The sequence below is a fragment of the Lutaonella thermophila genome (genome assembly GCF_055387725.1).
In genome coordinates this window covers 2335242-2358010 of record NZ_AP043783.1, presented here as the reverse complement: position 1 = coordinate 2358010, position 22769 = coordinate 2335242, and the positions used below count along the sequence as shown (strand labels likewise).

Genomic DNA, 22769 nt, shown 5'->3' with positions numbered 1-22769 from the left:
ATAAAGTTGTAACTTTGTTTAGTAACGGTTTTTTATTTATGGCAATTCATAAATTTATAGATTATCTTCTTTTAGAAAAAAAATACGCACAACACACAGTTACCGCATACCAAACAGATTTAAATCAGTTTAAAACATTTTGTCAAGAAAATTTTAATGTAAATAATATAGACAATGCTAATTATGCAGTTATAAGAAGCTGGATTGTTAATTTGGTAGAGCAGGGCTTAACTGCAAAATCTGTAAACAGAAAAATATCATCTTTAAAAGCGTACTATAAATTTTTGCTTAAAACGCAAACTATAAAAGCTAATCCGTTAGCTAAACACATTCGTTTAAAAACTACCAAAAACATTCAAATACCTTTTTCTAAAGAAGAGGTAAATACCGTTTTGTTTGAGCTTCCATTTACTCCGGATTTTGAAGGAGTGAGAGATCGGTTAATAATAGAACTTTTTTACAGTACCGGAATGCGAAGAAGTGAGCTAATTCATCTTACAATTAACAGTATAGATTTACAATCTAAAACCATTAAGATTTTAGGTAAACGAAACAAAGAAAGAATTGTGCCATTATTACCGTCAGCAATACAATTAATAGAGCAGTATTTGCCTATGCGTGAGAGCGTTAAAAAAGACGAAAAAAATGAGTGGTTTTTTTTAACGAAAACAGGCAATAAAATGTATCCAAATCTTGTTTATAGAATAATAAATCATTATTTTAGTAAAGCATCTTCAAAAGCAAAAAAAAGTCCGCATATAATGCGTCATACATTTGCCACACATTTGTTAAATGAAGGTGCAGATTTAAACTCGGTTAAAGAGCTTTTAGGGCATGCAAGTTTAGCTTCAACTCAGGTTTACACACATAATAGTATAGAAGAGTTGAAAAAGGTTTACCAAAAAGCCCACCCTCGTAACAAGTAATAAGTTCTGTTAACCAAATGTCTAACCATTTAAAAACGTACAACATGAAAGTAAACACGCAATCTGTAAATTTTAATGCTGATGGTAAGTTGTTGCAATTTATTCAAAAGCGTTTAAACAAGTTAGATAACTTCTACGATAAAATAATATACTCAGATGTGTATTTAAAGGTAGAAAATACCAGTGCTAAAGAAAATAAGATTGCTGAGGTTAGAGTAGCTATCCCGGGCGATGATTTAATTGTAAAAAAACAATGTAAAACATTTGAAGAAGCTATAGATACATGTGCTAACTCGCTGGAAAGAGCGTTGTTAAAACGAAAAGGAAAATTAAAAGCACATATTTAGATAAAATTTTTTCAAAAATGTTTTGAATAAAAAATTAAAATCATACATTTGCAGTCCGTTAGAAATAGCGGACTTTTTTATGGTCAAAAAATGACGTAAAAAAGTGCTCAAAGGCCGATGTAGCTCAGCTGGCTAGAGCAGCTGATTTGTAATCAGCAGGTCGTGGGTTCGAGTCCCTCTATCGGCTCAAAAAACAAAGAGGGTAAGTTTAAGGTTAACGTTCATTAAATTGATGTTTTTGGGGAGATACTCAAGCGGCCAACGAGGACAGACTGTAAATCTGTTGGATTATTCCTTCGCAGGTTCGAATCCTGCTCTCCCCACTAAGCGTTGCAAAATAAGTTACGCAAAACTTCAGGCGGGAGTAGCTCAGTTGGTAGAGCGTCAGCCTTCCAAGCTGAATGTCGCGAGTTCGAATCTCGTCTCCCGCTCTACTAGCCGGTGTAGCTCAGGGGTAGAGCGCTTCCTTGGTAAGGAAGAGGTCACGAGTTCAAATCTCGTCATTGGCTCATAGTTAGAATTAATTTGTACACTAATATATAACTAAGATTAAAATTTATTAAATCATGGCAAAGGAAACATTTGATCGTTCCAAACCGCACTTAAATATTGGTACTATTGGACACGTAGATCACGGTAAGACTACCTTAACTGCAGCTATTACTAAAGTATTAGCTGAAGCAGGTTTATCTGAAGCTAAATCATTTGATCAAATTGATAACGCTCCTGAAGAAAAAGAAAGAGGTATTACTATTAATACTTCACACGTAGAATACCAAACAGAAAACAGACACTATGCACACGTAGACTGTCCTGGTCACGCCGACTATGTAAAGAACATGGTTACTGGTGCTGCTCAAATGGACGGTGCTATCTTAGTAGTTGCTGCTACTGATGGTCCTATGCCACAAACTCGTGAGCACATACTTTTAGGTCGTCAGGTAGGTGTACCTAGAATCGTGGTATTCATGAACAAAGTGGATATGGTTGATGATGAGGAGCTTTTAGAGCTTGTAGAGATGGAAATTAGAGAGTTATTATCATTCTATGACTATGATGGTGATAACGCTCCTGTAATTAAAGGGTCTGCTCTTGGTGCGCTTAACGGTGAGCCTAAGTGGGTAGAAACTGTTATGGAGTTAATGAGGGCTGTAGATAGCTGGATTGAACTTCCAGAAAGAGATATAGATAAGCCTTTCTTAATGCCTATCGAAGATGTATTTACTATTACAGGTCGTGGTACTGTAGCAACTGGTCGTATTGAGACTGGTGTTGCTAACACTGGTGATCCTGTAGAAATCATCGGTATGGGTGCAGAGAAGTTAACTTCGACTATCACTGGGGTTGAGATGTTCCGTAAGATTCTTGACAGAGGTGAAGCTGGAGATAACGTAGGTTTATTATTAAGAGGTATCGAAAAGAGCGATATCAAGAGAGGTATGGTAATCTGTAAGCCAGGTTCAATTACTCCTCACGCTAAGTTTAAAGCAGAGGTTTATATCTTAAAGAAAGAAGAAGGTGGACGTCACACTCCATTCCACAACAACTACCGTCCTCAGTTCTACGTACGTACAACTGACGTAACAGGTACTATTAACTTACCTGACGGAGTTGAAATGGTAATGCCTGGTGATAACTTAACAATTACTGTAGAGTTAATCCAGCCAATTGCACTTAACGTAGGTTTACGTTTTGCTATCCGTGAAGGTGGTAGAACTGTAGGTGCTGGTCAGGTAACTGAAATTTTAGACTAATAAAACTTACATAACTGAGCTGAGGTGTCCCGCAAATGCGGGATGCCTTTCAGCTTAATATACGGGTGTAGCTCAGCTGGTAGAGCAGTGGTCTCCAAAACCAAAGGTCGTGAGTTCGAATCTTACCACCCGTGCAAACTAAGAGTTATGAATATTGTTAATTACGTAAAAGAATCGGTAGAAGAGCTAAAATCAAATGTAAAATGGCCATCATGGGCAGAAGCTCAACATTTAATGGTGGTTGTTGCTGTCTTCTCAATCATATTCTCATTAGCAATTTGGGGAGTAGACACTTTTTTTAGCAGACTTATTACAGTATATTTTGATTTAATTAGTTAAACAATCTACAATGGCCGAAACATTAGAGAAAAAGTGGTATGTAGTTAGAGCCGTTAGTGGTCAGGAAAACAAGGTTAAAGCCTATATAGAAAATGAGGTTGCCAGACTTGGTTATTCTGACTATGTAGATGAAGTTTTGGTTCCTACCGAAAAAGTTGTACAAATACGTAACGGAAAAAAAATAAACAAAGAACGTGTTTACTTCCCGGGGTATGTAATGATAAAAGCAAACCTAGGAGGTGAAATAGTTCACGTTATAAAATCTATAACCGGAGTAATTGGTTTTCTGGGTGAAGTTAAAGGAGGAGATCCTGTTCCGCTTAGAAAATCTGAGGTTAACAGAATGTTAGGTAAGGTTGATGAGTTAGCAGAAAAAACAGATAGTATTGCTATACCTTATGTAGTAGGAGAAACGGTAAAGGTTATAGATGGACCGTTTAATGGATTTAACGGTACTGTAGAAAAAATTAATGAAGAAAAACGTAAGCTTGAGGTAATGGTTAAGATTTTCGGAAGAAAAACACCACTTGAGCTTAGTTATATGCAAGTAGAGAAAATTTAAATTGTTACGCATATAAAAGAAGTGTCTTTAGCTTCCAATAATTAAAAGATGCTTCGCAAGTTTTTAAATTTTTATAATTAAAAAACAATGGCAAAAGAAGTAAGTAAAGTAGTTAAACTACAAGTTAGGGGAGGTGCTGCGAACCCGTCGCCACCGGTTGGACCCGCTTTAGGTGCTGCCGGAGTTAACATCATGGAGTTCTGTAAGCAATTTAATGCTAGAACTCAAGACAAGCAAGGAAAAGTATTGCCTGTTGTTATCTCTGTGTACACAGACAAGTCTTTCGACTTTGTTGTGAAAACACCTCCAGCGGCAGTACAACTATTGGAAGCGGCAAAGATTAAAAAGGGTTCTGGTGAGCCAAACCGTGCAAAGGTTGCTAAAGTAACCTGGGATCAAATTAGAGCAATTGCAGAAGACAAAATGCAAGACCTAAATGCATTTACAATAGAGTCTGCAATGAGTATGATTGCCGGAACTGCCAGATCTATGGGGATCACAGTTACAGGACAGAAACCTTTTTAAATCTTTAAAAGACATTAAAAATGGCAAGATTAACCAAAAAGCAAAAAGAAGCCAGAGCAAAAATAGATAGAAATAAACTCTACTCTATAGAAGAAGCTTCTGCTTTAATAAAAGAAATAACCAACGTAAAATTTGACGCTTCTGTAGATTTAGCAGTTAGATTAGGAGTAGATCCAAGAAAAGCTAACCAAATGGTTCGTGGCGTAGTTACCTTGCCTCATGGTACTGGTAAAGACGTAAAAGTATTGGCATTAGTTACTCCAGATAAAGAAGAAGAAGCTAAAGAAGCCGGAGCAGATTACGTAGGGTTAGATGAGTACTTAAACAAGATCAAGGGTGGTTGGACCGACGTTGATGTAATTATTACCATGCCAAGTGTAATGGGTAAATTAGGTCCGTTAGGTAGAATTCTTGGTCCGAGAGGATTAATGCCTAACCCAAAAACTGGAACAGTAACCATGGATGTTGCTAAAGCAGTTAGAGAAGTTAAGGCTGGTAAAATTGACTTTAAGGTAGATAAAACCGGAATTGTACATGCAGCAATAGGTAAGGCCTCATTCTCTGCAGATAAAATTGCCGGAAATGCCAATGAGTTAATTCAAACATTAATAAAATTAAAACCAACTGCAGCCAAAGGTACATACATTAAGAGTATTTATATGTCTAGTACTATGAGTCCGAGTGTACCTATAGATCCAAAGGCAGTTTAAAGTAGTTATAATTTTTAGTCATGACAAGAGAAGAAAAATTAAACGTAATACAAGACTTAACTGCTAAGCTGACTGATAACAGCAACATTTATCTGGCTGACATATCAGGTTTGGATGCTGACACCACCTCTAAATTACGTAGAGCGTGCTTTAAAGCAAACATAAAGCTTGCAGTGGTAAAAAATACCTTGCTTGCAAAAGCAATGGAAGCAGCAGATAAAGATTTTGGCGAGCTTCCAACGGTATTAAAAGGAAACACCTCTTTAATGATAGCCGAGAAAGGTAATGCACCGGCTAAACTAATTAAAGATTTCCGTAAAAAGTCTGATAAGCCTATTTTAAAAGGAGCTTTCATAGAAGAAGCTATCTATATAGGAGATGATCAGTTAGAGACGCTTGCAAATATCAAATCTAAAGAAGAAGTTATTGGAGATATTATTGGCTTACTACAATCACCAGCCAAGAATGTTATCTCTGCGCTTCAATCAGGAGGAGGTAAACTTGCAGGTATTGTTAAAACCTTATCAGAAAGAGAAGAATAAAATTTGTACGCACTTAAACTAATTATATTTTAAAATTTTTAAACGATAGAAAAATGGCAGATTTAAAAGATTTCGCAGAAAAGTTAGTTAACTTAACTGTAAAAGAAGTAAACGAGTTAGCTGATATTTTAAAAGAAGAATACGGTATTGAGCCTGCAGCTGCAGCTGTAGCTGTTGCTGGTGCTGCTGGTGCTGCTGGTGGTGGTGAAGCAGCTGAGGAGAAAACTGAATTCGACGTAATTTTAAAATCAGCAGGCGGTTCTAAATTAGCTGTAGTTAAATTAGTAAAAGAACTTACAGGATTAGGACTTAAAGAAGCTAAAGAAATAGTAGACAGCGCTCCTAAAGCTATCAAAGAAGGAGTTTCTAAAGAAGAGGCCGAAGGTCTTAAGAAGTCTTTAGAAGAGGCTGGAGCTGAGGTTGAGCTTAAGTAAGCTAACCTGGCTGTAAAACCTTGGTTTAGGTCTTAGGATAAGAATCCTCAAGGCCTAAACCCTTTTGCGTATATAAACGTATATGCGCCTTTTAAACATTCTTTAATAAAAACTTTGTCCATTGATGTTCGCAAATCAGACTGAAAGACTAAATTTTGCTTCTGCTAAGAGTACTCCGGAATACCCGGATTTCTTAGATATTCAGATCAAATCGTTTCAAGATTTCTTTCAGCTTGAAACTAAATCTGATGAGAGAAGGAAAGAGGGGTTATACAACACCTTCATGGAAAACTTTCCAATTACAGACACTCGTAACCAGTTTGTATTAGAATTTTTAGATTATTTTATAGATCCGCCTCGTTATACAATTCAAGAATGTATAGAGAGAGGACTAACTTACAGTGTTCCGTTAAAAGCGAGGTTAAAGTTGTATTGTACAGACCCAGAGCATGAAGATTTTGAGACCATCGTTCAAGATGTGTACTTGGGTACAATACCATACATGACACCTTCTGGAACTTTTGTTATTAACGGTGCAGAGCGCGTAGTAGTATCGCAATTACACCGTTCTCCGGGAGTGTTTTTTGGTCAGTCTTTCCATGCCAATGGAACCAAGCTTTATTCTGCCAGAGTAATTCCTTTTAAAGGATCTTGGATAGAATTTGCTACCGATATCAATAACGTAATGTATGCGTATATTGATAGAAAGAAAAAATTACCTGTAACAACCCTTTTCCGTGCTATTGGTTTTGAGCGCGACAAAGATATTTTAGAAATTTTCGACCTTTCAGAAGAGGTTAAAGTGTCTAAGGCAGGGCTTAAAAAAGTATTAGGAAGAAAACTAGCAGCCCGTGTTCTTAACACTTGGCATGAAGATTTTGTTGATGAAGATACAGGAGAAGTAGTATCTATAGAGCGTAACGAGATTGTTCTAGACCGTGATACTATTTTAGAGAAAGAACACATAGATCAAATTTTAGATGCTGGCGTTAAAACCATTCTGTTGCACAAAGAAAACAACCAACAGTCTGATTACGCTATTATTTACAATACATTACAAAAAGACCCAACAAACTCAGAGAAAGAAGCGGTAGAACACATTTACCGTCAGTTGCGTAATGCAGAACCACCAGATGAGGAAACCGCAAGAGGAATTATAGACAAATTATTCTTCTCTGACCAACGTTATAATCTTGGTGAAGTTGGGCGTTACAGAATGAACAAGAAGTTAGGCTTGGATATCGATATGGATAAACAAGTACTAACTAAAGAAGATATAATTACAATTGTAAAATACTTAATAGAGTTAATTAACTCTAAAGCAGAAATAGACGATATAGATCACCTATCTAACCGTCGTGTACGTACTGTAGGTGAGCAATTATCACAGCAATTTGGTGTTGGTTTAGCGCGTATGGCTCGTACCATTAGAGAGCGAATGAACGTTCGTGATAACGAGGTGTTTACGCCAATAGACCTTATTAATGCCAAAACGTTATCGTCTGTAATTAACTCGTTCTTTGGTACTAACCAGTTATCTCAGTTTATGGATCAAACAAACCCATTAGCTGAGATCACCCATAAAAGACGTTTATCTGCCTTAGGTCCTGGAGGTCTTTCAAGAGAAAGAGCCGGTTTTGAGGTACGTGACGTTCACTATACTCACTACGGTCGTTTATGTCCGATAGAAACCCCAGAAGGACCAAACATTGGTCTAATTTCATCATTAGCAGTATTTGCTAAGGTGAACAACATGGGATTCATAGAAACTCCGTATAGAAAAGTAGAAAACGGTAAAGTAGACCTTAAAGATATGGTTTACTTAAGTGCCGAAGAAGAAGAAGATAAACTCATAGCGCAAGCAAACATTCCGTTAAAAGAAGACGGTTCTATTGATACAGATAAGGTAATTGCCAGAGATGAAGGAGACTTCCCGGTTGTAGAACCAGATAAGGTACACTACACAGATGTAGCTCCAAACCAAATAGCATCTATCTCTGCATCATTAATTCCATTCTTAGAGCACGATGATGCAAACCGTGCACTAATGGGATCAAACATGATGCGTCAGGCAGTTCCGTTATTACGTCCGGAATCTCCAATTGTAGGTACTGGCCTTGAGCGCCAAGTAGCATCAGACTCAAGAGTACTTATAAATGCAGAAGGAGACGGAGTTGTTGAGTATGTAGATTCAGATATCATCACAATTAAGTACGACAGAACCGATGAAGAGCGTTTAGTAAGTTTTGATGATGATTCTAAAACCTACGAACTCGTAAAATTCCGTAAAACTAACCAAGGAACTTGTATTAACTTAAAGCCAATTGTTAAAAAAGGCGATAGAGTTAAAAAAGGCCAGGTGCTTTGTGAAGGTTACGCAACAGAGAAAGGTGAACTTGCTCTGGGTAGAAACCTTAAAGTAGCCTTCATGCCTTGGAAAGGGTACAACTTTGAGGACGCAATTGTAATATCAGAGAAAGTTGTTAGAGAAGATATCTTTACATCAATTCATATAGATGAGTATTCTTTAGAAGTTAGAGATACAAAATTAGGAGCAGAAGAGCTTACTAACGATATTCCTAACGTATCTGAAGAAGCAACCAAAGACCTCGATGAAAATGGTATGATTAGAATCGGGGCAGAGGTTAAGCCTGGAGATATTTTAATTGGTAAGATTACTCCAAAAGGAGAGTCAGACCCAACTCCTGAAGAAAAGTTATTACGTGCTATATTCGGAGATAAAGCAGGCGATGTAAAAGATGCTTCATTAAAAGCGCCGCCATCATTAAATGGTGTTGTAATAGATAAGAAATTATTCTCTAGATCTATTAAAGATAAGCGTAAGCGCTCTCAAGACAAAGAAGACATCAACAAGTTAGAGCTTGAGTACGAAAGCAAATTCCAAGCATTAAAAGATAAGCTTGTTGAAAAACTCTTTGCCTTAGTTGGTGGTAAAACATCACAAGGTGTAATGAACGATTTAGGAGAAGAAGTATTACCAAAAGGTAAAAAGTACACCTTAAAAATGTTAAATGCAGTAGAAGACTTTGCACACTTAGTGAGCGGAAGTTGGACTACTGATGATACAACCAATAAACTAGTTGCAGATTTATTACACAATTATAAAATAAAGCTTAACGATTTACAAGGTGCACTTAGAAGAGACAAGTTTACCATTTCTGTAGGAGACGAGCTTCCTGCCGGAATTATGAAACTTGCAAAAGTGTATATAGCTAAAAAACGTAAGCTTAAAGTAGGAGATAAGATGGCTGGGCGTCACGGTAACAAAGGTATTGTTGCCAAAATAGTACGCGAAGAAGATATGCCATTCTTAGAAGATGGTACACCGGTAGATATTGTACTAAACCCACTTGGGGTACCTTCACGTATGAACATTGGTCAGATTTACGAAACCGTACTTGGTTGGGCAGGATTAAAACTTGGTAAAAAGTTTGCAACTCCAATTTTCGACGGTGCTTCGTTAGAAGAAATAAATAAACTGACTGATGAGGCTGGTATTCCAAGATTCGGTCATACGTATCTATACGATGGTGGAACCGGTGAACGCTTTGATCAACCAGCTACAGTAGGAGTTATCTACATGCTGAAACTTGGTCACATGGTAGATGATAAGATGCACGCACGTTCTATTGGACCATACTCATTAATTACGCAACAACCGCTTGGAGGTAAAGCTCAATTTGGTGGTCAGCGTTTCGGAGAAATGGAGGTATGGGCGTTAGAGGCTTACGGTGCATCGAGCACACTACGTGAGATTTTAACCGTAAAATCTGATGATGTAATTGGAAGAGCCAAAACCTACGAGGCAATCGTTAAAGGAGAGGCTATGCCAGAACCTGGATTACCAGAATCGTTCAACGTATTAATGCACGAACTTAAAGGTCTAGGTTTAGACATCAGATTAGAAGAATAAACAAGTAGCAGGCTTAAGCCTGCTACTGTAACAATTTTTACTTAATTCATTATCACCATACTAATTATGGCAAGAACAAAAGATAAGAATACAGTTCAGAGGTTTAACAAAATCTCTATAGGTTTAGCTTCACCCGAGGCAATTTTAGCCGAGTCTCGAGGCGAAGTTTTAAAGCCTGAAACTATTAACTATCGTACACACAAACCGGAGCGAGACGGATTGTTTTGTGAGCGTATTTTTGGTCCGGTAAAAGATTACGAGTGTGCTTGTGGTAAGTATAAAAGAATTCGATATAAAGGTATTGTTTGTGACCGTTGTGGTGTAGAAGTTACCGAGAAAAAAGTGCGTAGAGACCGTGTAGGGCATATAAACCTTGTGGTTCCTGTAGCGCACATTTGGTACTTCCGTTCACTACCAAATAAAATTGGATACTTACTCGGATTACCATCTAAAAAGCTCGATATGATTATCTATTACGAGCGTTATGTGGTTATCCAACCGGGTATTGCTAAAGGTCCGGATGGCGAAGAGCTAAATAAAATGGATTTCTTAACAGAAGAAGAGTACTTAAACATTTTAGATAGCCTTCCGCCAGAAAACCAATACCTAGAAGACTCTGATCCTAATAAGTTTATCGCTAAAATGGGAGCAGAGTGTTTAATTGAGTTATTATCAAGATTAGATTTAGATGCACTTTCTTATGAGCTTAGACACAAAGCTCATAACGAAACCTCTAAACAGCGTAAAACAGAAGCCCTTAAGCGTTTACAGGTAGTAGAATCGTTTAGAGAAGCACGCCAAAATAGAGAGAACAAACCGGAGTGGATGATTATGAAGGTAATTCCGGTAATTCCGCCAGAATTACGTCCGCTTGTTCCTTTAGATGGAGGTCGTTTTGCTACTTCAGATTTAAACGATTTATACAGACGTGTAATTATACGTAATAACCGTCTAAAACGATTAATGGAAATTAAAGCCCCTGAAGTAATTTTACGTAACGAGAAACGTATGCTTCAGGAAGCTGTAGATTCTTTGTTTGATAACACCCGTAAATCATCGGCTGTTAAAACAGAATCTAACAGACCATTAAAATCGCTTTCAGACTCACTTAAAGGAAAACAAGGTCGTTTCCGTCAAAACTTATTAGGTAAACGTGTAGATTACTCAGCACGTTCTGTAATTGTTGTTGGACCGGAGCTTAAATTATATGAGTGTGGTTTACCAAAAGACATGGCGGCAGAGCTTTACAAGCCTTTTGTTATTAGAAAACTAATAGAAAGAGGTATTGTAAAGACTGTAAAATCGGCTAAGAAAATTATAGACCGTAAAGAGCCTGTTGTTTGGGATATTTTAGATAACGTAATTAAAGGTCATCCGGTACTACTTAACCGTGCCCCCACATTACACCGTTTAGGTATTCAGGCATTCCAGCCTAAACTTATAGAAGGTAAAGCAATACAGTTACACCCACTTGTGTGTACTGCATTTAATGCCGACTTTGACGGTGACCAAATGGCGGTGCATTTACCACTCGGGCATGAAGCTATTTTAGAGGCACAGCTTTTAATGTTGGCGTCTCATAATATACTTAACCCGGCCAACGGATCACCAATTACGGTACCTTCTCAAGACATGGTTCTTGGGTTATACTATATGACCAAACCAAGAAAGTCTACTCCAGAATATCCAATTCAAGGAGAAGGATTAACTTTTTATGGTTTAGAAGAGGTTACTATGGCGTACAATGAAAAGAAAGTTCACTTGAACGCTCAAATTAAAGTACGCACAAAAGATCTAGATGAAAACGGTAACCTTGTAACTAAAATAATAGATACTACAGTTGGTAGAGTATTATTTAATGAGTTTGTGCCAGAAGAGGCCGGATTCATAAACGAAGTATTAACTAAAAAATCACTTCGTGATATTATCGGTAAAATTTTAAAAGCTACCGATGTACCTACCACTGCAGAGTTCTTAGATAAAATTAAAGACCTTGGTTATAAGTTTGCTTTCCAAGGAGGATTATCGTTTAGCTTAGGAGATATTATTATTCCTGAAGAGAAAAACGACATGATAGATGATGCTAACAAACAGGTAGATGCTATCATGATGAACTATAACATGGGTCTTATAACCAATAATGAGCGTTATAACCAGGTAATTGACGTCTGGACTTCTACTAATGCAATGCTTACAGAACTTGCAATGAAGCGTATTAGAGAAGACCAACAAGGATTTAACTCTGTGTACATGATGTTAGATTCTGGAGCGAGAGGTTCTAAAGAGCAGATACGTCAGTTAACCGGTATGCGTGGATTAATGGCGAAACCTAAAAAATCTACTGTTGGAGGAGGAGAAATTATAGAAAACCCAATTCTATCTAACTTTAAAGAGGGTCTATCTATTTTAGAATACTTTATCTCTACTCACGGTGCACGTAAAGGTCTTGCCGATACGGCACTTAAAACAGCAGATGCAGGTTACCTAACTCGTAGATTAGTTGATGTATCGCAAGATGTTATTGTTAATATAGACGATTGTGGTACGTTAAGAGGGGTAGAGGTAGAAGCACTTAAGAAAAACGAAGAAGTAGTAGAAACTCTTGGAGAAAGAATTCTTGGTCGTGTATCATTAAATGATATCTACAACCCGCTTACAGAAGAAGTTATTGTTAAGTCGGGCGAAGAAATCATGGAGCACCACATCAAGAAAATCGAGGAGTCTCCGCTAGAGAAAATAGAGGTTCGCTCACCATTAACGTGCGAAGCAAGAAAAGGAATTTGTGCTAAGTGTTACGGTAGAAACTTAGCTACCGGAAAAATGGTACAGATAGGTGAAGCTGTAGGTGTAGTTGCTGCACAATCTATTGGAGAGCCTGGTACTCAGTTAACGCTACGTACGTTCCACGTAGGTGGTATTGCTGGTAACATCTCTGAAGAAAATAAACTAGAAGCAAGATTTGACGGTGTGTTAGAAATAGAAGATCTACGCACTGTTAAAGGAGAAAATGCCGATGGTAAACCGGTAGATATTGTTATCTCGAGAACATCAGAGGTTAAAGTTGTAGATAAAAAATCAGGTATGGTATTAAGTACTAATAACATACCTTACGGGTCGCATATTTTTGTTAAAGAAGGCGATACAGTTTCTAAAGGAGACTTAATATGCCAGTGGGATCCATACAACGGTGTAATTGTATCTGAGTTCTCAGGTAAGATTGCCTACGAGAATATAGAGCAAGGTGTAACTTATCAAGTAGAAATCGATGAACAAACCGGTTTCCAAGAGAAAGTTATTACTGAGTCTAGAAATAAAAAACTAATACCAACCTTACTAATTCAAGACGCTAAAGGAAACACCCTACGTTCGTACAACTTACCGGTTGGTGCGCACCTAATGGTTGATAATGGTGAGAAAATTAAAGAAGGTAAAGTATTAGTTAAGATTCCTCGTAAATCGGCAAAAGCCGGAGATATTACCGGAGGTTTACCACGTGTAACCGAGTTGTTTGAAGCTCGTAACCCTTCTAACCCTGCAGTAGTTTCAGAGATAGATGGTGTAGTTTCATTCGGTAAAATTAAGCGTGGTAACAGAGAGGTTATTATAGAATCTAAAACCGGAGAGATTAAAAAGTATTTGGTAAAACTATCTAACCAGATATTAGTTCAGGAAAACGATTATGTTCGTGCCGGAATGCCATTATCTGACGGAGCAGTTACACCAAATGATATTTTACGTATTAAAGGTCCATCTGCTGTACAGCAGTACTTAGTTAACGAGATTCAAGAAGTGTACCGTTTACAAGGTGTAAAAATTAACGATAAACACTTTGAGGTTGTAGTTAGACAAATGATGCGTAAGGTACAAATCGAAGATCCGGGAGATACTAATTTCTTAGAAGGACAGCTAGTACATACTTACGATTTTATTGAAGAAAATGATGAGATTTTTGGAATGAAGGTAGTAGAAGATGCCGGAGATTCTGAAAACTTAAAACCTGGTCAGATTGTTAGTCCAAGACAATTACGTGACGAAAACTCTATTTTACGTCGTGCAGATAAGAACTTGGTAACTGCCAGAGAAGCTGTACCTGCAACTGCTACGCCAATATTGCAAGGTATTACAAGAGCATCGCTTCAAACAAAATCGTTTATCTCTGCAGCATCCTTCCAAGAAACAACCAAGGTATTAAACGAAGCTGCTGTAAGTGGTAAAGTAGATACCTTAGAAGGATTAAAAGAGAATGTAATTGTAGGACACAAAATTCCTGCAGGTACCGGTATGAGAGAGTACGAGAATATAATCGTAGGATCTAAAGCCGAGTACGACGAAATTGTGGCAAGTAAAGAAGAGGTTAACTTTTAAAAGTAATTATGAGTAACCAAGACAAACCAAAACAAGCTCAAATTAATATAGAGTTAGATGAAAAAGTAGCCGATGGTACTTATTCTAACCTAGCTATTATTAATCACTCTGTATCAGAGTTTGTTATAGACTTTATTAATATTATGCCTGGTGTTCCAAAGTCTAAGGTAAAGAGTAGAATTATTTTAACTCCTCAACATGCTAAAAGACTTTTAAAAGCCTTGAATGATAATGTAAAGCGGTTTGAACAGTCTCATGGTGAAATTAAAGATTATGAACAACCTCCTATACCACTAAATTTTGGTCCTACAGGAGAAGCATAAAATCAAAGCCTCGCAATTTGCGAGGCTTTTTTATTTTAATATAAATTATGGTTATAAACACTTATATAGTTATAATTTATAAACATTTAAAAAATCATAATATTTTGTAATTCTACTTAGCTTTATTTTAGGCTCGTAGAGCGTGTTTTGTTGCTTCTTTTGAGTCTTTATGCTTATAAAAAACAAAAAGCTTTTTAAGTGTATTTATTTAATTATTTGAATTCTGATACAAAATGAAGCTTAACACTTGGATATTTTTGTTTAGTCATTTCTATTGAAAAAGAGGAATCTGCCAAAAATACTAATTGTCCTTGTTTGTCTCGAGCTAAATACTTTTGTTTAACACGTTTAAATTCTTTAAACTCCTCACTTTTAGGGTCTTCAGGATCTACCCAACAAGCTTTGTAAACAGGAAAGTTTTCGTAGCTGCATTTTGCTCCATACTCGTGCTCTAATCTGTACTGTATTACTTCATATTGTAATGCTCCAACAGTACCAATTACTTTTCTACCGTTTAGTTCTAATGTAAATAATTGTGCTACCCCTTCATCCATTAATTGATCTATTCCTTTAGCTAATTGCTTAGCTTTCATAGGATCACTGTTATTTATATATCTAAAATGCTCTGGCGAGAAACTCGGAATTCCTTTAAAATGCAATACCTCTCCTTCGGTTAAAGTATCACCAATTTTAAAATTTCCTGTATCATGTAGTCCCACAATGTCACCCGCATATGAAATATCTACAACTTGTTTTTTTTCGGCAAAAAAAGCATTTGGGCTAGAGAATTTCATTTTTTTATTGTGTCTAACATGTAGGTAAGGGGTATTGCGTTTAAAAGTACCCGAAACTATTTTAACAAAAGCCAAACGGTCTCTATGCTTAGGGTCCATATTAGCATGAATTTTAAAGACAAAACCTGTAAATTGGTCTTCTTCTGGCTTTACTAAGCGTTCCTCGGCTTTTTTAGGTAATGGTGAAGGCGCAATTTCTATAAAGCAATCTAACAGTTCTCGAACACCAAAATTATTTAAAGCACTACCAAAAAATACGGGCTGTAGCTTTCCTTCTTGGTATTCTTTAGCATTAAATTCCGGATAAACTTCGTAAACTAATTCTAAGTTGTCTCTAAGCTCAGCTGCAGCTTTTTCTCCTATAATTTCACTTAATGTAGGATCGCTTATATCGTTAAAAGCAATGGTTTCTTCTATATTTTTTTTACTATCTCCGCTAAATAAATTTATGTTTTTCTCCCATATATTATAGATTCCTTTAAACTCGTAACCCATTCCAATTGGGAAACTTAACGGAGTTACTTTAAGGCCAAGCTTTTGCTCTACTTCATCTAGCAAATCAAATGCATCTTTTCCTTCTCTATCTAATTTATTTATAAAAACAATCATGGGTATGTTTCGCATTCTACAAACCTGAACAAGCTTTTCGGTTTGTTCTTCAACCCCCTTTGCAACATCTATAACAACAATTACACTATCTACAGCAGTTAGGGTCCTATAGGTGTCTTCAGCAAAATCTTTATGGCCCGGCGTATCTAATATGTTTATTTTTTTGTCTTTATAGGTAAAGGCTAAAACTGATGTTGCTACAGAAATTCCTCTTTGGCGCTCAATTTCCATAAAATCACTAGTTGCACCTTTAGTTATTTTATTGCTTTTTACAGCGCCTGCTTCTTGAATAGCTCCACCAAAAAGTAATAGCTTTTCTGTTAAAGTAGTTTTACCTGCATCTGGGTGAGAAATAATACCAAAAGTTCTCCTTTTACTAATTTCTTTTATAAGACTCATGAAGCATAATTTGGTGGCAAAAATATCAATTTAATCCATACAAATTGGCAAATTATTGATAAGTAAAGGACTACAATATTTTTAGTCGATAAAAAGTGCTTGTTGTCGAAATTATAAAAAAACACAACGATTATTCTTAACATAATCAAACAATTAGGGTTAGTTTAGTGGCATATAATTAATTACTATGCCCCACGGTTTTGTTGATTTAATAGGTTTTGTTCAGGGGTTATTGTATTAAGTATTAAAAGTTTAACCTCTAAGTTTATGAAATTTATTACTACCTCAATTAATTTCTCTTTACATGAAGCAGCCAAACAAATTACAGTAACGTTTATACTGTTTTTTTTAGGGCTAATATTGGTAAATGCACAATCTAGTCCCACGTTTGGAAGCAGTCAAGGGCCAACACTTTTATCGGGTACAGATAAACAGCAAGGTGCACGTTATTTATATACCAATGTAGTTATTAACGTTAATGGTACCAGCAGTAATGCCGATGCGGTTGTTAAGATTAATGAGCTTAACAATATGACTGTTGATGAAGTTGATACTACTTTAGGCGTAGATAATAGATTTGAACCATCTACCACAACAACAGCTGCAGGAGGCTATGTTGAATGGGAGATTGTTTTTGTAGAGTCCGGTACGGCTAATGCCTCTACAGATGGTGTGCCAATACCGTTAGATTCTTATGTTTTAGAAGCTATAGATGTTGATGGAAATGAGTTTTTTGAGGCTATTGTGCCTGAAAGTTATACGTTAGAAGCTGGAGTATCACCAACACCAGGTGGCTGTCCGCAAGGCTCTTCAGCAACAGATAATAGTTTAGGTTGCCCTACAGAATTAACCGTATCTAACAATGGTGATTATATTAGATTTCAAAGTTCAACACCATTTTCTGCTGGTATTAACGAAGACAGAACAGAATTTGTAGTTAGGTTAAATTATACAAATGTTAGTAAAGTAATTTTTAGAAATGGTAGATCTATAAGCGGAGGGTTACGTCAAAATTCTGTTAGCTTTTTAGGAGAGGTTAATTTTATAAACGAAAACACCGTAATAACAAACAACCCGCCAACGGTTGTAGATAATTTAGGGAATACAGTTTTAGAAAATTCTACTTCTAACCCTCCAATAAATGTACTAACTGGAGCATCAGACCCTGAAGGTAATTTAGATCCTTCAACCGTATTGCTAATAGATCCTTCAAATTCTTCTAATGTTGGTTCTGTTGGGAATCCGTTAGTTATAACAGGAGTAGGTACATACACGGTAGATAATTCTGGGAATGTAACATTTACTCCGGCTACCGATTATTTTGGCGATGCAAGTATTAATTTTAGAGTAGAAGACGATTTAGGTGCTACCTCTAATACAGCAACTTTAGGAATAACCGTTTTAGAGTGTGATGCGCCAGGACTAATTGTAAATGAAATGTCTAATGGTCCATCCGGTGCACAAGAGTGGGTAGAGCTTTTAGTTATAGGAAATGCAACAAATCCAACAGCACCCGTAGATTTAACAGGTTGGATTATAGATGATAATAATGGAGATTTTGGCACCTCTGCTACAGGTGTTTCAGATGGTCATATAATATTTGGTTCGGCTTTTAATAGTGTAACACCGGGGTCTTTAATTTTAATTTATAATCAAAACGATAGAGATCCTAATATACCTGCAGACGACCCAACTGATAGTAATGGTGACGGGGTTTATATTTTGCCTGCAGACCATGCTTCTTTAAACGGTTGTAGTGATTTACCTTCTACAACAGATCCAAGTTATTCGCCTTGTACTTCAGAAACTCCAAGGTGGTCTAGAGTAGGTTTATCTAATAGCGGTGATGCAATTCAAGTGCGACGTCCAGATGGTAGTTTTTACCATGGTTTTTCATATGGTAATGTAGATACTAACTTTCCTAACTTTCCATGTGGCGGACCGTCATTTAATTTAGGAGCAGGAGGAGTTGGTTGTACATTTTCGTTCCAGTGTGGTGATTGGCAAAGCGCATCTAATTTTGTTCGTTCAGATGCAACAGGAAGAACACCCGGGCAAGTAAATTCAACAGAAAATCAAGTTTTTATAAACTATGTTACTTCTGGTAGTATAGACTACAATAATAAATCAAGCGCGTCTAATTGTAACAATGCGCCAATAGCCGTTAATGATGTATTTACGGTTACACAAAATACTGTAATGAATGAGAATGTTCTTGCAGCTAACCCAACTACAGCAGATAGCGATCCAGATGGTGATACTATTACAGTAACAACTTTTACTATTAATGGTGATGCAACTGTTTATTCTGCAGGAGATACAGCTACAATTACTGGTGTTGGAACTGTTCAAATTAACACTAACGGAGATATAACATTCACGCCAGATGCAGCATTTACTGGGGCTGTACCACAAATAACTTACGAAATCACAGATGGTTCTCTAACCGATACAGCAACTGTAGATATAACTGTTCAGGTAGATACAGATGGCGATGGTGATCCAGATGTAACAGATCCTGATGATGATAATGATGGAAATCCTGATGGTACAGATCCGCATCCTTTAGAGCCAACAGCTAAAAATGATGCTCTAACAGTCGGTGAAGGTCAATCAGATTCTGTAGATGTACTTGCTAATGATGATTTTTTACCTGGTAGTGATACTTCTTTAACAAATTTAGGCACAGGTACTGCTTCAGGAACAGTTGTATTTAATAATTTAACAGGAGAATTAACCTATACACCTGCTGCAGGTGAAGAAGGAACAACAGTTTCTGTAGATTACCAGGTTTGTAATACAGCAGTTGCTCCACAAGTTTGTGATACAGCAACGGTATGGATTACTGTTATTCCAGATACAGATGGTGACGGAGTGCCTGATGATTCAGATCTTGATGATGATAACGATGGTATCACCGATGCAGATGAAGGCTTATGTACCACTACTAGTACACTTGACTGGGATACTGCATCATGGACAGGAGATCCGGAAGCCGATCCAACACCGGGGAATCCTAATGTAGCCTCAACAACAATAGACGGCACTACTGTAACAGTTACTAGTAGTGTGTCAGCAGGAATATCTAATAATTTTATTGCACGATATTTTACAATAAACGGTACTCCTGGTCTACAAATTATAGGAAGAATTGAGGAGCTAGATAATGGAGAACAAATAACCTATCAACTTTCATTCTCTCAAGCTGTACATGATTTAAGCTTTAAAATTGTAGATATAGATGAGAGTACAGATATTGCAGATTATGAACTGTTTAAAGAAAGAGTAACAGTATCGGCTTCTAACGGAGCTAATCCTGTTAATTTAAACTTTTCATTAGGGTCTGCCGTAGATAAATGTGTCTCCGGGTGTTTTTGATGGAGTAGATTTTGTACCTACCAATCCTCCTGCTACAGCAATGGATGATGGAAATTTAAACTTAAACTTTATTGAGCCGGTAGATAACATAACAATTACCTATACTAATCTAACAAATAATAACAGCTCAAATCAAATCACTATTCTACTGTCAGATATGACCTGGGGTTGTCCTTCTGTAGACTCAGATGCCGATGGTACACCGGATTACCTTGATAGTGATAGCGATAATGATGGTTGTGTAGATGCAAACGAAGCATACAATGATAGTTCAGCAGATGCCGATGGTAATGGATATTACGGTTCAGGGAATCCACCGGCTGTAAATGCCGATGGTACTGTGGTTGGGGCTTCTTATGCAGGGACTAATGCTAATGTTACTAATGCAGGAACAGCAGCTACTATAGATACTCAACCTACAGATCAAACAACTAATTTTGGAGACAATGCTTCTTTTACAGTTGTAACATCAGGAGGTTCTGGAACAACGCTTTATCAGTGGCAAGAAAGTACAAATGGTGGTTCAACTTGGAATGATATTGCTGATGGAGGTGTTTATTCCGGAGCAACAACTAATACGTTAACACTAACAGGAGTAACCGAAACGATGAATGGTTATGATTACAGAGTTGTCATTTCTCAATCAGATTTAATTTGTGAACAATACTCTAATAGTGCTAACTTAACTGTGGTTAATGTTATTGATGCTGTAGATGATAACTTCACAGGGGTAAATGGTTATGATGGGGGATTAGTTGGTGATATCACAGCAAACGATACACTAAATGGAGTTGCTGTAAATGATACCGAAATAACAATTACCTTAGATGCCGGAACAAATACCATAGGGGCAACAGTAGATGCCGATGGTAATGTAAGCATACCGGCAGGTACGGCAGCAGGTACTTATAATATAGACTACACAATTTGTGAGACCTCAAACCCAAGTAATTGTGATACAGCAACAATAACTATAGAAGTAATAGCAGCACCAATAGATGCTGTAGATGATGGCTTCACAGGGGTAAATGGTTATGATGGCGGATTAGTTGGTGATATCACAACAAACGATACGCTAAATGGAGTTGCCGTAAACGATACCGAAATAACAATTACGTTAGATGCCGGAACAAATACCATAGGGGCAACAGTAGATGCCGATGGTAATGTAAGCATTCCATCAGGTACAGCAGCGGGTACTTACAATATAGATTACACAATTTGTGAGGTCTTAAACCCGAGCAATTGTGATACTGCTACAATAACCATAGAAGTAACAGCAGCACCTATTGATGCTGTTGATGATGACCTTACAGGTACACCGGTTAATGGAGCTGATGGAGCTACAGCTATTGCTAATGTTTTAGATAATGATACATTAAACGGTACGTTGGTAAATGCTACAGAAGTAACAGTTACACCGATTACAAACGGACCTTTAACTGTTAATTCGGATGGTACAGTAGATGTTGCTTCCGGAACTTCTTCAGGAACTTACACAGTAGATTACACGATTTGCGAAGTGCTAAATCCAACCAACTGTGATACGGCTACAGTAACAGTAGAAGTAGTTTCTTCTGCTATTGATGCTGTAGATGATGATTTCTCATCAAATCCGGTAAACGGATTTACAGGAGGTGTTGCAGGTGATATTACAGCTAACGATTTGTTAAATGGTTCAGCAGTTAACGACACCGAAATAACAATTACGTTAGATGCCGGTACAAATACCATAGGCGCTACAGTAGATTCAGATGGTAATATTTCTGTGCCTGCAGGAACAGCAGAAGGTACTTATACAATTAATTACACTATTTGTGAAGTGTTAAACAGTAGTAATTGTGATACAGCTTCTGTAACAATAGTGGTGGTGCCTGATACAGATCAAGACGGAGTGCACGACGGAATTGACATAGACGATGATAATGATGGAATTTTAGATGTTTTAGAAGGTAATTCAGATTCTGATGGTGATTCAATCCCTGATAGTTTAGATATAGACTCAGATAATGATGGTATTCCGGATAATGTAGAGGCTCAAACAACTGCTGGATACATACCACCATCAGGTACAGACTCAGATAACGATGGTTTAGACGATGCCTACGAAGGAAGTGGAGACATGGGCTTAGATCCGGTTAATACAGATGGGACAGACTTACCAGACTATTTAGATGAAGATTCAGATAATGATACCATTCCTGATAATATAGAAGGAAACGATTTTAATGCTGACGGAGAGCCAGACCAAGTATTTACAGGAGTTGATACAGATGGCGATGGTTTAGATGATGGTTACGAAGGTAGCGATGTTAATGATGGGTTTGATGTGAATGATGAAATAGATAATCCTGCTACAGATTTACCGGATAAAGACGGAACAGAAGATGTAGATTACAGAGATACAGATGATGATGGTGACGGAGTAGATACAGCCGATGAGAATATGGGAGATACCGATGGAGACGGAGATCCTGATTATTTAGATGCTTTTGATGATAGACCGGTACAAGTAAATCAGCTATATACACCTAATGGGGATAATCGTAATGAAATTCTTATTCGTAATATAGATCAGTATCCGGATAACACTGTTCAAATTTTTAACAGATGGGGTATTAAAGTATTCGAAGCTATTGGCTATAATAATACATCAAACGCATTTAGAGGCAGATCTAACGGTAGAGCTACAGTAAACGAGTCAGAGTTGCTTCCGGTGGGCGTATATTACATCATTATAAATTATGATGATAATGGAACAAACAGGCAAATAGCAACCTATTTTTATCTAAGTCGTTAATAAATTAATTCAGTATTTAAGCAAAACC

At 37.1% G+C, this 22769-nt stretch carries 15 protein-coding genes and 5 tRNA genes; 19 read left to right on the top strand and 1 reads right to left on the bottom strand.

Features of this window, described 5'->3' with window-relative positions:
• The first annotated feature begins 38 nt into the window (after positions 1–38).
• The 17 genes from ACZ5CF_RS11100 (at position 39) to ACZ5CF_RS11020 (ending at position 14761) form a co-directional block, all read left to right on the top strand.
• The gene (locus tag ACZ5CF_RS11100; RefSeq protein WP_464579484.1) at positions 39–926 is read left to right on the top strand and encodes a tyrosine-type recombinase/integrase; all 888 of its coding nucleotides are present in this window, start codon (positions 39–41) and stop codon (positions 924–926) included.
• A gap of 44 nt (positions 927–970) precedes the next feature.
• Positions 971–1273, top strand: a complete 303-nt coding sequence (gene hpf / locus ACZ5CF_RS11095; RefSeq protein WP_464579483.1) for a ribosome hibernation-promoting factor, HPF/YfiA family — start codon at positions 971–973, stop codon at positions 1271–1273.
• Positions 1274–1386: 113 nt separating this feature from the next.
• Positions 1387–1460: transfer RNA gene (locus tag ACZ5CF_RS11090), tRNA-Thr, on the top strand.
• A gap of 53 nt (positions 1461–1513) precedes the next feature.
• Positions 1514–1596: transfer RNA gene (locus ACZ5CF_RS11085), tRNA-Tyr, on the top strand.
• Between the two features lie 35 nt (positions 1597–1631).
• Positions 1632–1704 (top strand) — tRNA-Gly (locus ACZ5CF_RS11080).
• 6 nt (positions 1705–1710) lie between these two features.
• Positions 1711–1782, top strand: a tRNA-Thr gene (locus ACZ5CF_RS11075).
• 57 nt (positions 1783–1839) lie between these two features.
• On the top strand, positions 1840–3027 hold the full coding sequence (tuf, locus tag ACZ5CF_RS11070; protein WP_464579481.1) for an elongation factor Tu: 1188 nt from the start codon (positions 1840–1842) through the stop codon (positions 3025–3027).
• Positions 3028–3088: 61 nt separating this feature from the next.
• Positions 3089–3161, top strand: a tRNA-Trp gene (locus tag ACZ5CF_RS11065).
• A gap of 13 nt (positions 3162–3174) precedes the next feature.
• Entirely contained in the window at positions 3175–3366 is a 192-nt protein-coding gene (gene secE, locus ACZ5CF_RS11060; protein ID WP_464579480.1) for a preprotein translocase subunit SecE, read from the top strand.
• A gap of 10 nt (positions 3367–3376) precedes the next feature.
• The gene (gene nusG / locus ACZ5CF_RS11055; RefSeq protein ID WP_464579478.1) at positions 3377–3928 is read left to right on the top strand and encodes a transcription termination/antitermination protein NusG; all 552 of its coding nucleotides are present in this window, start codon (positions 3377–3379) and stop codon (positions 3926–3928) included.
• Between the two features lie 87 nt (positions 3929–4015).
• Positions 4016–4453 carry a 50S ribosomal protein L11 gene (rplK, locus tag ACZ5CF_RS11050; RefSeq protein WP_464579477.1) on the top strand — a complete coding sequence of 146 codons (438 nt, stop codon included), beginning with the start codon at positions 4016–4018 and terminating at the stop codon, positions 4451–4453.
• A gap of 20 nt (positions 4454–4473) precedes the next feature.
• Positions 4474–5163, top strand: a complete 690-nt coding sequence (gene rplA / locus ACZ5CF_RS11045) for a 50S ribosomal protein L1 (protein WP_464579476.1) — start codon at positions 4474–4476, stop codon at positions 5161–5163.
• A gap of 20 nt (positions 5164–5183) precedes the next feature.
• On the top strand, positions 5184–5705 hold the full coding sequence (rplJ, locus tag ACZ5CF_RS11040) for a 50S ribosomal protein L10 (RefSeq protein ID WP_464579474.1): 522 nt from the start codon (positions 5184–5186) through the stop codon (positions 5703–5705).
• A gap of 53 nt (positions 5706–5758) precedes the next feature.
• Positions 5759–6139, top strand: a complete 381-nt coding sequence (rplL, locus tag ACZ5CF_RS11035) for a 50S ribosomal protein L7/L12 (RefSeq protein ID WP_464579473.1) — start codon at positions 5759–5761, stop codon at positions 6137–6139.
• 124 nt (positions 6140–6263) lie between these two features.
• Positions 6264–10073, top strand: coding sequence for a DNA-directed RNA polymerase subunit beta (rpoB, locus tag ACZ5CF_RS11030; protein ID WP_464579472.1), 3810 nt, complete (start codon positions 6264–6266; stop codon positions 10071–10073).
• A 66-nt stretch (positions 10074–10139) separates the two neighbouring features.
• A complete protein-coding gene (gene rpoC, locus ACZ5CF_RS11025) occupies positions 10140–14438 on the top strand; it encodes a DNA-directed RNA polymerase subunit beta' (RefSeq protein WP_464579470.1) in 4299 nt (1432 codons plus the stop codon).
• 8 nt (positions 14439–14446) lie between these two features.
• Complete coding sequence (locus ACZ5CF_RS11020; protein WP_464579469.1) at positions 14447–14761, top strand: DUF3467 domain-containing protein; 315 nt, start codon at positions 14447–14449, stop codon at positions 14759–14761.
• A gap of 212 nt (positions 14762–14973) precedes the next feature.
• Here ACZ5CF_RS11020 and ACZ5CF_RS11015 read toward each other — a convergent pair whose 3' ends face one another.
• A complete protein-coding gene (locus ACZ5CF_RS11015) occupies positions 14974–16563 on the bottom strand; it encodes a peptide chain release factor 3 (protein ID WP_464579468.1) in 1590 nt (529 codons plus the stop codon).
• A 267-nt stretch (positions 16564–16830) separates the two neighbouring features.
• On the opposite strand from ACZ5CF_RS11015, the gene ACZ5CF_RS11010 reads away from it, so the two are divergent.
• Together ACZ5CF_RS11010 and ACZ5CF_RS11005 are read left to right on the top strand one after the other, a co-directional pair.
• On the top strand, positions 16831–19941 hold the full coding sequence (locus ACZ5CF_RS11010) for an Ig-like domain-containing protein (protein WP_464579467.1): 3111 nt from the start codon (positions 16831–16833) through the stop codon (positions 19939–19941).
• On the top strand, positions 19922–22741 hold the full coding sequence (locus ACZ5CF_RS11005) for a T9SS type B sorting domain-containing protein (protein WP_464579466.1): 2820 nt from the start codon (positions 19922–19924) through the stop codon (positions 22739–22741). Before ACZ5CF_RS11010 ends, ACZ5CF_RS11005 begins: the two co-directional genes overlap by 20 nt.
• The last annotated feature ends 28 nt before the right edge of the window (positions 22742–22769 follow it).

Bases quoted from the DNA above. Each gene is read 5' to 3' on its own strand.
- ACZ5CF_RS11100 (WP_464579484.1), top strand. From the start codon at position 39: ATGGCAATTCATAAATTTATAGATTATCTTCTTTTAGAAAAAAAATAC.
- hpf (WP_464579483.1), top strand. From the start codon at position 971: ATGAAAGTAAACACGCAATCTGTAAATTTTAATGCTGATGGTAAGTTG.
- tuf (WP_464579481.1), top strand. From the start codon at position 1,840: ATGGCAAAGGAAACATTTGATCGTTCCAAACCGCACTTAAATATTGGT.
- secE (WP_464579480.1), top strand. From the start codon at position 3,175: ATGAATATTGTTAATTACGTAAAAGAATCGGTAGAAGAGCTAAAATCA.
- nusG (WP_464579478.1), top strand. From the start codon at position 3,377: ATGGCCGAAACATTAGAGAAAAAGTGGTATGTAGTTAGAGCCGTTAGT.
- rplK (WP_464579477.1), top strand. From the start codon at position 4,016: ATGGCAAAAGAAGTAAGTAAAGTAGTTAAACTACAAGTTAGGGGAGGT.
- rplA (WP_464579476.1), top strand. From the start codon at position 4,474: ATGGCAAGATTAACCAAAAAGCAAAAAGAAGCCAGAGCAAAAATAGAT.
- rplJ (WP_464579474.1), top strand. From the start codon at position 5,184: ATGACAAGAGAAGAAAAATTAAACGTAATACAAGACTTAACTGCTAAG.
- rplL (WP_464579473.1), top strand. From the start codon at position 5,759: ATGGCAGATTTAAAAGATTTCGCAGAAAAGTTAGTTAACTTAACTGTA.
- rpoB (WP_464579472.1), top strand. From the start codon at position 6,264: ATGTTCGCAAATCAGACTGAAAGACTAAATTTTGCTTCTGCTAAGAGT.
- rpoC (WP_464579470.1), top strand. From the start codon at position 10,140: ATGGCAAGAACAAAAGATAAGAATACAGTTCAGAGGTTTAACAAAATC.
- ACZ5CF_RS11020 (WP_464579469.1), top strand. From the start codon at position 14,447: ATGAGTAACCAAGACAAACCAAAACAAGCTCAAATTAATATAGAGTTA.
- ACZ5CF_RS11015 (WP_464579468.1), bottom strand. From the start codon at position 16,563: ATGAGTCTTATAAAAGAAATTAGTAAAAGGAGAACTTTTGGTATTATT.
- ACZ5CF_RS11010 (WP_464579467.1), top strand. From the start codon at position 16,831: ATGAAATTTATTACTACCTCAATTAATTTCTCTTTACATGAAGCAGCC.